The 12,337-nt window shown below is 67.6% G+C and carries 9 protein-coding genes; 6 read left to right on the forward strand and 3 right to left on the reverse strand.

The features are described 5' to 3' along the window. Positions 1–19 precede the first annotated feature (19 nt). From pilH to trhA, 6 genes are all read left to right on the forward strand, one after another. A complete protein-coding gene (pilH, locus tag DMX06_RS03750) occupies positions 20–385 on the forward strand; it encodes a twitching motility response regulator PilH (RefSeq protein ID WP_110734731.1) in 366 nt (121 codons plus the stop codon). Then, complete coding sequence (locus tag DMX06_RS03755) at positions 382–936, forward strand: chemotaxis protein CheW (protein WP_110734733.1); 555 nt, start codon at positions 382–384, stop codon at positions 934–936. Before pilH ends, DMX06_RS03755 begins: the two co-directional genes overlap by 4 nt. 63 nt (positions 937–999) lie before the next feature. Next, positions 1,000–3,024: a methyl-accepting chemotaxis protein gene (locus tag DMX06_RS03760; protein ID WP_110735169.1), complete on the forward strand. Its 2,025-nt coding sequence runs from the start codon at positions 1,000–1,002 to the stop codon at positions 3,022–3,024. Continuing rightward, positions 3,021–8,318, forward strand: coding sequence for a hybrid sensor histidine kinase/response regulator (locus tag DMX06_RS03765; RefSeq protein ID WP_258378801.1), 5,298 nt, complete (start codon positions 3,021–3,023; stop codon positions 8,316–8,318). Before DMX06_RS03760 ends, DMX06_RS03765 begins: the two co-directional genes overlap by 4 nt. Then, positions 8,311–8,784, forward strand: a complete 474-nt coding sequence (locus DMX06_RS03770) for a chemotaxis protein CheW (RefSeq protein ID WP_110734735.1) — start codon at positions 8,311–8,313, stop codon at positions 8,782–8,784. Before DMX06_RS03765 ends, DMX06_RS03770 begins: the two co-directional genes overlap by 8 nt. 93 nt (positions 8,785–8,877) lie before the next feature. Then, the gene (trhA, locus tag DMX06_RS03775) at positions 8,878–9,495 is read left to right on the forward strand and encodes a PAQR family membrane homeostasis protein TrhA (RefSeq protein ID WP_110734738.1); all 618 of its coding nucleotides are present in this window, start codon (positions 8,878–8,880) and stop codon (positions 9,493–9,495) included. Here trhA and DMX06_RS03780 read toward each other — a convergent pair. From DMX06_RS03780 to DMX06_RS03790, 3 genes are all read right to left on the reverse strand, one after another. Continuing rightward, positions 9,492–10,211, reverse strand: a complete 720-nt coding sequence (locus DMX06_RS03780; protein WP_110734740.1) for a 16S rRNA (uracil(1498)-N(3))-methyltransferase — start codon at positions 10,209–10,211, stop codon at positions 9,492–9,494. The two genes, trhA and DMX06_RS03780, sit on opposite strands and share 4 nt — an antisense overlap. Positions 10,212–10,386: 175 nt before the next feature. Then, positions 10,387–11,793 (reverse strand): adenosylmethionine--8-amino-7-oxononanoate transaminase, encoded by a 1,407-nt coding sequence (locus DMX06_RS03785; RefSeq protein ID WP_110734742.1) that lies wholly within the window; start codon positions 11,791–11,793, stop codon positions 10,387–10,389. 73 nt (positions 11,794–11,866) lie between these two features. Then, on the reverse strand, positions 11,867–12,295 hold the full coding sequence (locus tag DMX06_RS03790; protein WP_110734744.1) for a hypothetical protein: 429 nt from the start codon (positions 12,293–12,295) through the stop codon (positions 11,867–11,869). Positions 12,296–12,337: the final 42 nt, after the last annotated feature.

The following is a 12,337-nucleotide window of genomic DNA, read 5'->3' on the forward strand; positions in this document are numbered from 1 at the left end:
TTCCTGATGGGGAAACAGCATGGCCCGAATTCTGATTGTCGATGATTCGCCGACAGAGATGTATCGATTGACCGAATGGCTCGAAAATCACGGCCACCAGGTGCTCAAGGCCGACAATGGCGCCGACGGCGTGGCCTTGGCCCGTCAGGAAAAACCCGATGCCGTGCTGATGGACATCGTCATGCAAGGCATGAATGGTTTCCAGGCCACCCGCCAGTTGAGCAAGGATGACGAGACCCGTCACATCCCGGTGATCGTGGTGACCACCAAGGATCAGGATACCGATCGCATCTGGGCCCTGCGTCAGGGCGCCCGCGACTTTCTTACCAAACCTGTGGAAGAGGACGCACTGATCCGCAAGCTGCAAGAAGTGCTCGGCGCTTGACCTCCCGCCCCCAGGGCGCGTCGCTGACCGCTTTCGAGCTTCTGCTGGACATCGACCGGCGCTGCCGCCTGCTGGTGGCCGACCAGCCACCGCAGGACACCCGCCTGCAGCAGTGGAGCGGCATCGGCTTTCGCATCGCCGGGCAGTGGTTCGTCGCGCCCATGGGCGAGGTCGCCGAGGTGCTGCGCGAGCCTCGCAGTAGCCGGGTGCCAGGCGTGCAGCCGTGGGTTCGCGGGGTGGCCAACCTGCGCGGGCGGCTGTTGCCGGTGATGGACCTGTGCGCGTTCTTCGGCCTCGGCCCGGCGGCGGCGGGCAAGCAACGGCGGGTGCTGGTGCTGGACCACGAGGAGCTGTTCGCCGGGCTGCTGGTGGACGAGGTGGTAGGCCTGCAGCACTTCGCCCTGAGCAGCCTCGAGCTGTCGCCGCCGCAGCCATTGATCCGCGCGGCCGCGCCCTTCGTGCAGGGCCATTTCCCCCGTGAACGCAACTGGGCGATCTTCAGCCCGTTCGCCCTGGCCCAGGCCCCGGGTTTTCTCGATGTGGCGTTGTAGAGGATTTTCGACGTGAACAAGCCAGGACCTTCCGTAGCCACCGCCGGCGTTTCACCCGCCGCCGTGGCCCAGCGCCCGCGCAGCACCGCGCAGATCACCGTGCTGTTCGTGGTGCTGATCCTGTCGATCGTCCTGTTGTTCGCCAACTTCGCCTACCTCAATACCCAGGCCAACCACGACAAGCAGTACATCGGCCATGCCGGCGAGCTGCGCGTGCTGTCCCAGCGCATCGCCAAGAACGCCACCGAGGCGGCGGCGGGCAAGGCGCTGGCGTTCAAGCTGCTCAGCGACGCGCGCAACGACTTCGAGCGGCGCTGGAGCTACCTGCGCGAGGGCGACAAGACCACCGGCCTGCCCGCCGCGCCAGTGACGGTGCGCGACGAGATGGACGCGGTGCGCCAGGACTGGGAGAACCTGCGCAAGAACACCGACACCATCCTCGCCAGCGAACAGACCGTGCTGTCGCTGCACCAGGTCGCGGCCACCCTGGCCGAGACCGTGCCGCAACTGCAGGTCGAATACGAGAAGGTGGTGGAGATCCTGCTGCAGAGTGGCGCGCCGGCCAATCAGGTGGCCGTGGCCCAGCGTCAGCTGCTGCTGGCCGAACGCATACTAGGCTCGGTCAATACCGTGCTCGCCGGCGACGAAACCTCGGTGCAGGCCGCCGACGCCTTCGGTCGCGACGCCAGCCGCTTCGGCCAGGTGCTCGAAGGCATGCTCGCCGGCAACCCGTCGATCCAGGTCACCCGGGTCGAGGACGCCGATGCCCGGGCGCGGCTGGCCGAGATCGCCGAGCTGTTCCAGTTCGTCTCGGGCTCGGTGGACGAGATCCTCGAGACCTCGCCCGAGCTGTTTCGCGTGCGCGAGGCCGCCGGCAACATCTTCAGCCTGTCGCAGACCCTGCTCGACGAGGCCTCGCACCTGGCCAACGGCTTCGAGAACCTGGCCGGCGGGCGCACCCTGGACACCGTCGGCGGCTACGTGCTCGGCCTGCTGGCGCTGGCCTCGATCATCCTCATCGGCCTGGTGATGGTGCGCGCCACCCACCGCCAGTTGCGCGAGACCGCCGAGAAGAACGAACGCAACCAGCAGGCGATCATGCGCCTGCTCGACGAGATCGAGGAGCTGGCCGACGGCGACCTGACTGTCACCGTGTCGGTCACCGAAGACTTCACCGGCGCCATCGCCGACTCGATCAACTACTCGGTCGACCAACTGCGCGACCTGGTGGCCACCATCAACCATAGCGCCGAGCAGGTCGCCGCCGCCGTGCAGGACACCCAGAACACCGCTCGCCAGCTGGCCAAGGCCTCCGAGCACCAGGCCGAGCAGATCAGCGAGGCCTCCGAGGCGGTGGGCGACATGGTCGAGTCGATCGACCGGGTCTCGGCCCACGCCTACGAATCGGCCAAGGTGGCCGAGCGTTCGGTGGCCATCGCCAACAAGGGCAACGAGGTGGTGCACAACACCATCCACGGCATGGACAACATCCGCGAGCAGATCCAGGACACCGCCAAGAGGATCAAGCGCCTTGGCGAGTCTTCCCAGGAGATCGGCGACATCGTCAGCCTGATCGACGATATTGCCGACCAGACCAACATCCTCGCCCTCAACGCGGCGATCCAGGCCTCGCTGGCCGGCGAGGCCGGTCGCGGCTTCGCCGTGGTCGCTGACGAGGTGCAGCGTCTGGCTGAGCGATCCTCATCGGCGACCCGACAGATCGAGGCGCTGGTACGGACCATCCAGGTCGACACCAACGAGGCGGTGATCTCAATGGAGCAGACCACCGCCGAAGTGGTGCGCGGCGCGCGCCTGGCCCAGGACGCCGGGGTGGCCCTGGCGGAAATCGAGGGCGTCTCGCAGACGATGGCCGAACTTATCCACAGCATCTCCGACGCCGCCCAGTTGCAGACTTCCTCGGCCGGGCAGATTTCCCACACCATGGCGGTCATCCAGCAGATCACCGCGCAGACCTCCGCCGGCTCCGGCGCCACCGCCGACAGCATCCGCCACCTGGCGCGCATGGCCAGCGAGATGCGCCGTTCAGTGTCCGGCTTCACCCTGCCCAAGCCGGTGGAGCGCTCGTGAGCGAGGCGAACCTGAACACCCCCGGCGAGCGCCACGACACGGTGGCCCTGGCCTGGACCAAGGCGCCGATTCTCGATTGCCTGGGCCAGGCGCGCCAGGCCCTGGAGCGCTTCTCGGCGGAGCCGGGCGACCTGTCGATGCTGGCGTTCTTCGTCGACAACCTGCACCAGGTCCACGGCTGCCTGCACATGCTCGCGCTGCCGGGCGCGATGCGCCTGGCCGAGGAGCTGGAGCTGCTCGGGCGGGCCATGGCCGACGGCCAGGTGAGCCCTCGCGGCGATTGCCTGGGCGCGCTGTTCCGCGGGCTCGAGCAATTGCCGCCGTACCTGGATCGTCTGCGTGGCGCGCGCCACGACCTGCCGCTGGTGGTCATGCCGCTGCTCAACCAGTTGCGGGTCTGCCGTGGCGCCGAACCCCTGGCCCAGGGCAGCCTGCTGGGCGACCTGGGGCAACGGCTGGCCGGTGCGGCGGACCTGGCCAACCTCGACCTGTCGCTGGGCAACTGGCGCGAGCACATGCAGGCCGGCCCCGGGCGCGATGCGTTGCGCTCGGTGGTGATGGCCCTGTGCGACGACCTGATGCGCATCAAGGACCGCCTCGACCCTTTCGTCGGTGGCGAACGCTCGCCACACGAGCCGCTGGAGACGCTGCTGCCGCCCTTGCGACATGTGGCTGACACCCTGGCGGTGCTGGGCTTCCAGCAGCCGCGGCGGGTGATCATCGACCAGGTGCTGGCGCTGCAGGCACTGGTCGAGAAGGACGGAGCCGTGGACGAGGCGCTGCTGATGGACGTCGCCGGGGCACTGCTGTATGTCGAGGCCACCCTCAACGGCATGGTTGGCCCGCTGGAGGAAACCAACCCCGGCAGCCTGCCCGGCTCGGACCTGGCCGAAATCCGCCAGCTGGTGCTCAACGAATCGCTCAATGTGCTGCAGCAGGCCAAGGACCTGATCGGCGATTGCCTGGAGTCCGACTGGTCGCGCCAGCGCCTGCAGGCCCTGCCCGGCTTGTTGCAGCAGGTACGTGGAGCGCTGGCGATGCTGATGCTGCCGGCCGCCGCCGAGGTGTTCGCCGGTTGTGCGGGCTATGTGCAAGGCTGGCTGGTGCATCTGGAGGATGAGCCGCAAGCGGACGAACTGGCGCACCTGGCCGATGCCCTGAGTGCCGGCGAGGCCTGGCTGCAATGGCGGGTGGCCGATCCGCTGGCCGACGCCCAGCGCTTCATCGACATGGCCCACGCCAGCCTGGCCGCGCTGGGCGTGCAGTGCGCCCGCGACACATCAGCCGCAGGCGGTGAGCAGGCGCTGGACGGTATCGACGATGAGTTGCGCGAGGTGTTCCTCGAAGAGGCTGGCGAGCTGCTGCCTGAGATCGAGCGCCAATGGCTGCGCTGGCGCGCCGACAACGGTCTGCGCGAGGCGTTGATCGAGGTGCGCCGGGCCCTGCACACGCTCAAGGGCAGCGGGCGAATGGTCCATGCCGAAGCCGTGGCCGAGCTGGCCTGGGGCGCCGAGCACCTGCTTAATCGGGTGCTGGAGGGGCGCATCGTGCTCAGCGCCGAAGGTCTGGTGGCCCTGCAGCAGGTGTTCGTGCGCCTGCCCGACCTGCTGGCCGACTTCGCCGCCAGCCAGTTGCCGCCCACGGCCGAGATCGAACAGCTGGCCGGGCACCTGCATGCGCTGGCGCTCAATGACACGCCGGTCAGCGCCAGCATCGATGGGCTCGATCCGCAATTGCTGGAGATCTTCCGCAACGAGGCCCAGGGCCACCTGGCCGGGCTCGATGGCTTCCTGCAGGCGGTCGACGGCCGGGGCAGCGCGGTCAGCGACAGCCTGCAACGTGCCCTGCACACCCTCAAGGGCAGCGCCGCCATGGCCGGCGTGATGCCGGTGGCGGAACTGGCTACCGCCCTCGACCGCCTGGTGCGCGAATACAAGGGGCACCAGCTACCCCTGCAAGTGGCCGAGATCGAACTGCTGGAGGCGGCGCGTGCACTGTTCCACCTTGGCCTGGCCCAGCTGGGCAGCACACCGTTGGCGCCCATCCCCGGGGCCGTCGGGCTGATCGAGCAGGTCGGGCAGACGGTCGACGCCCGGCTGGCCCTGCTCCAGGCCGAGCCGCACCCGCCGCGCCGGACCCGACGCGACCCGCAACTGACGGCCACCTTCCTGACCATGGGCATGGATATCCTGCTCGATGCCGAGGCGCGGCTCGCCAACTGGCAGGGCGATCCCGCGCAGCATCACGAACTGCACCTGCTGCTCGAGGAAATGACCACCCTGGGTCACGGCGCGCACCAAGCCGAACTGTGGCAGGTCGATGAGGTCTGCGAAGGGCTGCTGGACCTGTATGGGGCGGTGGAGGAGGGTAGCCTGGCGGTAACGCCGCGCTTCTTCGCCGTTGCCCGGCAAGCCCACGAGGTGCTTTTCGACCTGTTCGACGAGATTGCCGCCGGCCAGGACCCGAGCCCCCGGCCCGAATGCCTGGCGACCCTGCATGGCTTGCTCGACGATGCGCTCGACCCTGCCGCCCTGGGGCTGGTCGGGGCGAACGGCGTGACGGTGCTGACAGCGCCCGGCGAGTTGCCGGACCCGGCGGTGGTCGAGCTGTTCCTCGAAGAAGCTGGGGATATTCTTGACGGTGCCGACCACGCCTTGCGGCAATGGAAGGCTGATCCGGACAGCCTGTCACCGCTGTCGGCGTTGCAGCATGATGTGCTGACCCTCAAGGGTGGGGCGCAGATGGCGGCGATCGGCGCTGTCGAGGTGCTGGCCCAGGAGCTGGCGCTGCTCTATGAAGGCCTGGTGGACCGCCGGCTGGGTGCCAGCCCGGCGCTGTTCGAGCTGCTCCGGCGCAGCCATGACGCCCTGGCCGGGATGTTGAAAAGCCTGCGCGAGGGCCAGGCACCGCTGTCGGCGGTGACGTTGCTGGGCGAATTGCGTGAGTTCCGCCACAGCGCCCCGCCTCCTGTCGCCTCCGAGCCGCAGGATGACAACGAAGAAGCCGAGGGCGACAAGGAGCTGCTGGACGTTTTCCTCGAAGAGAGCTCCGATATCCTCGAGAGCGCCGCCGAATCCCTGGCGCGTTGGCAGGCCGACCCGCGCAACACGGTCGAGGTGGAGAACCTGCTGCGCGACCTGCACACGCTCAAGGGCGGCGCGCGCATGGTCGAGATCGCCGCCATCGGCGACCTTGCCCACGAACTGGAATTCCTTTACGAGCTGCTGGCCGCCGGGCGCCTGCCGCCGACGCCGGCCTTGTTCAGCCTGCTGCAGAACTGCCATGACCGCCTGGCACATATGCTCGACGCGGCGCGCCTGGGCGAGCCGCTGCATGCGGCCACGGCGCTGATCGACTACATCCGCAACTTCTCCAGCGCCGCCCTGACCGACAGCGTGGCCGGCCAGCCCCAGGCCGAGCCGGCCGCCGTCGAGGCCCCGGCCGCCGCCCCCGAGCGGGCGGGCGATATGGTCAAGGTCGATGCCGAACTGCTCGACGACCTCGGCAACCTGGCCGGTGAGCACTCGGTCATCCGTGGGCGCATCGAGCAGCAGGTCAACGATGCGCAGTTCGCCCTCAACGAGATGGAGACCACGCTGGAGCGCATGCGCGACCAGCTGTTGCGCCTGGACATCGAGACCCAGGGGCGAATTTCCAGCCGTCACCAGTTCGAGGGTGACGCCTATGACGATTTCGACCCGCTGGAGATGGACCGCCATTCCCAGTTGCAGCAATTGTCGCGGGCGCTGTTCGAGTCCACCTCGGACCTGCTTGACCTCAAGGAGACCCTGCTGCAGCGGGCCCAGGAGGCCTACAGCCTCCTGCAGCAGCAGGCGCGGGTCAACAGCCAGTTGCAGGAGGGCCTGACCGCCACCCTGATGGTGCCCTTCGAGCGCCTTGTGCCGCGTCTGCAGCGGGTGGTGCGGCAGGTGGCCAGCGAGCTGGGCAAGCAGGTCGAGCTGGTGGTTGGCAATGCCGAGGGCGAGCTCGACCGCAGCGTGCTCGAACGCATGGTCGCACCCCTGGAGCACATGCTGCGCAACGCCGTCGACCATGGCCTGGAGGCCCGCGAGGCGCGCCTGGCGGCCGGCAAGCCGGAGCAGGGCACCATTCACCTGAACCTGCTGCACGAAGGCGCCGACATCGTCATCGAGATGAGCGACGACGGTGCCGGAGTGCCGCTGGAGGCGGTACGCAACAAGGCGATCAAGCGCGGCCTGCTCGATCCGCAGGCGCGCCTGAGCGATCACGAGATCCTGCAGTTCATCCTGCGCCCCGGGTTCTCCACGGCCGAGAAGATCACCCAGATCTCCGGGCGCGGCCTGGGCATGGATGTGGTCCACGAAGAGGTCAAGCAACTGGGCGGCTCGATGAGCATCGAGTCCAGCCCCGGCAAGGGCGCGCGTTTTCTGATCCGCCTGCCGTTCACCGTGTCGGTGAACCGGGCGCTGATGGTGCACGTGGAGGAGGAGCAGTACGCCATCCCGCTGAACACCATCGAGGGCATCGTGCGCGTGCCGCCGGCGGAGCTGGAGGCCTGCTACCGGCTCGATCCTCCCCGCTACAGCTATGCCGGACACGACTACGCGCTGCGTTACCTCGGCGACCTGCTGCAGGGCGGCGGCCTGCCCGGGTTGCTGGGCCAAAGCGTGCCGCTGCCGGTGCTGCTCACCCATTCCCATGAGCAGTCGTTCGCCATCCAGGTCGACGGCCTGTCGCCCAGCCGCGAGATCGTGGTCAAGAGCCTCGGCCCGCAGTTCGCCGCGGTGCCGGGGCTGTCTGGCGCCACCCTGCTGGGGGACGGGCGGGTGGTGCTGATTCTCGACCTGCTCGGCCAGTTGCGCGGCCAGCAACGGCGCCTGGCGCGCCTGCCGGGCGTGGTCGAGGGGGCGCATGCGCTGACTGGCCCGGTGCCTCGGCGGCCATTGCTGGTGATGGTGGTGGACGACTCGGTGACCGTGCGCAAGGTCACCAGCCGCCTGCTCGAGCGTCACGGCATGAGCGTGCTGACGGCCAAGGACGGCGTCGATGCCATGGCGCTGCTTGAGGAGCACCGTCCGGATGTGCTGTTGCTGGATATCGAGATGCCGCGCATGGATGGCTTCGAAGTGGCCACGCGGATCCGCCGCGATGAGCGCCTGAGCCAGCTGCCGATCATCATGATCACCTCGCGTACCGGCCAGAAGCACCGCGACCGGGCCATGGCCATCGGCGTCAATGAATACCTCGGCAAGCCGTACCAGGAATCGGTGCTGCTGCAGAGCATCGCCCACTGGAGCCGACCCCATGCTTGAACATATTGCCGGCCAGCGCAGCAGCCTGACTGGGTTGCTGCTGCCCCTGGGCGATCGTACCTTGGTGTTGCCCAACGTGGCGGTGGCCGAACTGATCGGCCACCGTGTCATCGCCTGTGAGCCAGGGGAGCCGGCCTGGCATCTGGGCTGGGTGAACTGGCGCCAGCAACGGTTGCCGTTGATCGGCTTCGAGGCGGCCTGCGGCGGGCAGACCCCCTGCGGCGAGCGGGCGCGGGTGGTGGTGCTCAACGCCCTGGGGGATACCGGGCTGCGTTACCTCGCGTTGCTGCTGCAGGGGATCCCGCGCTCGTGCAAGCTCGACAGCCAGCTGAATTATGTCGATGTGCCGTTGGCGGGGCTGGAACTGGCGGCGGTGCAGGTGGGTGAACAGGTGGCGCGGGTGCCTGACCTGGCGGGGTTGGAAAGATTGGTGCGTGACGCGCAACTGCAACCTGTAGCCGGCTAGGATGGTCTCTGGGTGGGCCCTATCGCGGGGCAAGCCCGCTCCCACGATAAGGTGGGGGAGGAACCCGACCGGCGTAGCGAGGTCTTTGCTTGCATGTACTACGGTGAACGTTTCAACGCTTGGACCCATCTGGTCGGCGCGATCCTGGCCTGTATTGGCGCGATCTGGCTGATCGTCGTGGCGGGCTTGCAGGGCGATCCCTGGAAGATCGTCAGTTTCTCCATCTACGGCTTCACCCTGCTGCTGCTCTACAGCATCTCCACCCTCTACCACAGCACCCGCGGGCGGGCGAAGCTGATCATGCGCAAGCTCGACCACCTGTCGATCTACCTGCTGATCGCTGGCAGCTACACACCCTTTTGCCTGGTCAGCCTGCGCGGGCCGTGGGGCTGGAGCCTGTTCGGCGTGGTTTGGGGGTTGGCGTTGGTCGGCATGCTGCAGGAGATCAAGCCGCGCTCGGAGGCGCGGATCCTGTCGATCGTCATCTATGCGCTGATGGGCTGGATCGTGCTGGTGGCGGTCAAGCCTCTGCTGCACAGCCTGGGCGGTGCCGGCTTCGCCTGGCTGGCGGCCGGCGGTATTTTCTACACCGTCGGCATCATCTTCTTCGCCTTCGACAGCCGGTTCCGCCACTGGCATGGCATCTGGCACCTGTTCGTCATCGCCGGCAGCCTGATGCACTTCGTCGCGGTGTTTTACTACGTGCGCTAGAAGTCGCCCCACAACTGCTGCGCCACTGACAGCGCCACCACGGGCGCTGTCTCGGTGCGTAGTACCCGTGGGCCGAGGCGGGCGGCGTGGTAGTCGCAGGCCTTGGCCTGCTCGACTTCCGCCTCGCTCAGACCGCCCTCGGGGCCGATCAGGAAGGCCAGCTTCGCTGGTTTCTCATGGCTGGTCAGCGGTTCGGCCACCGGGTGCAGCACCAGCTTGAGGTCGGCCTCGGTGCCCTTGAGCCATTCGGTCAGGGTGACCGGCGGGTGGATGACCGGCAGGGTCGAGCGGCCGCATTGCTCGCAGGCGCTGATCGCCACCTGGCGCCAGTGGGCCAGGCGCTTGTCGGCGCGCTCGTCCTTCAGACGCACTTCGCAGCGTTCGCTGACGATCGGGGTGATTTCGTTGGCGCCCAGTTCGGTGGCCTTCTGGATCGCCCAGTCCATGCGCTCGCCGCGGGACAGGCCCTGGCCGAGGTGGATGTGCAGCGGCGAGTCGGCCTGGCCGGGGAGGGCCTGGTCGAGGCTGACGCGCACGCTTTTCTTGCCCACCTCGAGCAGTTGGCCGAGGTATTCCTGGCCGCTGCCGTCGAACAGCTGCACGGCGTCACCGGCGGCCATGCGCAGCACGCGGCCGATGTAGTGGGCCTGGGCTTCGGGGAGCTCGTGCTCGCCGAGGCCAAGCGGGGCGTCGATGAAGAAGCGGGAGAGTCTCATGGTTCTACTCGGAATCTGATGGGGACATCGTCCCCTGTAGGAGCGGCCTTGTGCCGCGAAAGGGCCGCAAAGAGGCCCCAGGCCTTCAGCTTCGCAGCAGAGATTGCCGGGGCTGCTCTGCAGCCCCTTCGCGGCACAAGGCCGCTCCTACAGGGGGGCGAGTGAAGGCTTGGGCCTAGCCCGGATCGCGGAAATCGGGGTGAAAATCGGCCGGCACCGCCACGCTGACGCGGTCACGGGTGGCGATGTCGATCCCTTCGCTGGCCACCTCGGCCAGGAAATCGATCTGCTCCGGGGTGACGACGTAGGGCGGCAGGAAGTACACCACGCTGCCCAGCGGGCGCAACAGCGCGCCACGGCTCAGGGCGTGCTCGTAGACCTTCAGGCCGCGGCGTTCCTGCCAGGGGTAGGCGGTCTTGCTGGCTTTGTCCTGGACCATCTCGATGGCCAGGGCCATGCCGGTCTGGCGGATCTCGGCGACATGGGCGTGGTCGGCCAGGTGCGCGGTGGCGCTGGCCATGCGCGCCGACAGGGCTTTGTTGGCCTCGATGATGTTGTCCTGCGCGAAGATGTCCAGGGTCGCCAGGGCCGCGGCGCAGGCCAACGGGTTGCCGGTGTAGCTGTGCGAGTGGAGGAAGGCGCGCAGGGTCGGGTAGTCGTCGTAGAAGGCCTGGTACACCTTGTCGGTGGTCAGGCAGGCGGCCAGGGGCAGGTAGCCGCCGGTCAGGGCCTTGGACAGGCACAGGAAGTCCGGACGGATGCCGGCCTGTTCGCAGGCGAACATCGTGCCGGTGCGGCCGAAGCCCACGGCGATCTCGTCGTGGATCAGGTGCACCTCATAGCGGTCGCAGGCCTCGCGCAGCAGCTTGAGGTACACCGGGTGGTACATGCGCATGCCGCCGGCGCCCTGGATCAGCGGCTCGACGATCACCGCGGCGATGCTGGCGTGGTGTTCGGCCAGGGTCTGCTCCATGGCCGCGAACATGTTCCGCGAATGCTCCTCCCAGCCCATGCCTTCAGGGCGCAGGTAGCAGTCCGGGCTCGGCACCTTGATGGTGTCCAGCAGCAGGGCCTTGTAGGTCTCGGTGAACAGTGGCACGTCGCCCACCGACATCGCCGCGATGGTTTCGCCGTGGTAGCTGTTGGTCAGGGTGACGAAGCGCTTTTTCTGCGGTTTGCCGATGTTCTGCCAGTAGTGGTAGCTCATCTTCAGCGCCACTTCGATGCACGAAGAGCCGTTGTCGGCGTAGAACACTCGGTCCAGGCCGGCAGGGGTCATGGCCACCAGGCGCTCGGACAGCTCGATCGCCGGCTGGTGACTGAAACCAGCCAGGATCACGTGCTCGAGCTGGTCGACCTGGTCCTTGATGCGCTGGTTGATACGCGGGTTGGCATGGCCGAACACATTGACCCACCAGGAGCTGACCGCGTCCAGGTAGCGCTTGCCCTCGAAGTCCTCGAGCCATACGCCCTCGCCGCGGCGGATCGGGATCAGCGGCAGCTGCTCGTGGTCTTTCATCTGGGTGCAGGGGTGCCACAGGACCTTGAGGTCGCGTTGCATCCACTGATCGTTGAGGCCCATGGGCACTTCTCCTGGCGTTACGGCTCGGTTTGACCGCGTAAGCCTAAGCAATGCCGGGGAGCAGGACAACCGCTCAATGACGCCAGGCCGGGCGCCATTCAAGTTGGCGCACATGTACGGTGCACTGGGGCAGGGTAGAGAGGGTCAGGCGGTCGAGCGGACCAGGCACGTCGTGCCAGAAGGTCCCGGGCCGGCCGGGGCCTGGCGTGAACTCGATGTACTCCTGGTCGCGCAAGGTCAGCCAGTAGGCAGTCGATACGCAGTCGAGCATGTCGATATCGAGCTCGAGCAGCAGGCAGTCGACCGTCTGGCCGAAGATGAACTCGACATCGCACTGGCCACGGACGATCAGTTCGGTGCCAATGCGCCCCTCGTCTGTCTGGTAATGCGCGCTGTAGGCGACGCCGCTCGAGACGATGCTCAGCCCGGAGGGTGTGCGCCAGTTGATCTCTGGCAGGGGTGGCGAGGCGACCCAACTGGCAACGTCTTCCGTGTAGATCACTGCTGTTTCCTCGACATGCCTCTGGAGTACATGCCTAGCCTG

The organism is Pseudomonas mosselii (assembly GCF_003205295.1).
GTDB lineage: Bacteria > Pseudomonadota > Gammaproteobacteria > Pseudomonadales > Pseudomonadaceae > Aquipseudomonas > Aquipseudomonas mosselii_B.

Coding starts and splice junctions, on each gene's coding strand:
- DMX06_RS03780 (WP_110734740.1), bottom strand. CDS start 10,211: ATGAGACTCTCCCGCTTCTTCATCGACGCCCCGCTTGGCCTCGGCGAG.
- pilH (WP_110734731.1), top strand. CDS start 20: ATGGCCCGAATTCTGATTGTCGATGATTCGCCGACAGAGATGTATCGA.
- DMX06_RS03770 (WP_110734735.1), top strand. CDS start 8,311: ATGCTTGAACATATTGCCGGCCAGCGCAGCAGCCTGACTGGGTTGCTG.
- DMX06_RS03785 (WP_110734742.1), bottom strand. CDS start 11,793: ATGGGCCTCAACGATCAGTGGATGCAACGCGACCTCAAGGTCCTGTGG.
- trhA (WP_110734738.1), top strand. CDS start 8,878: ATGTACTACGGTGAACGTTTCAACGCTTGGACCCATCTGGTCGGCGCG.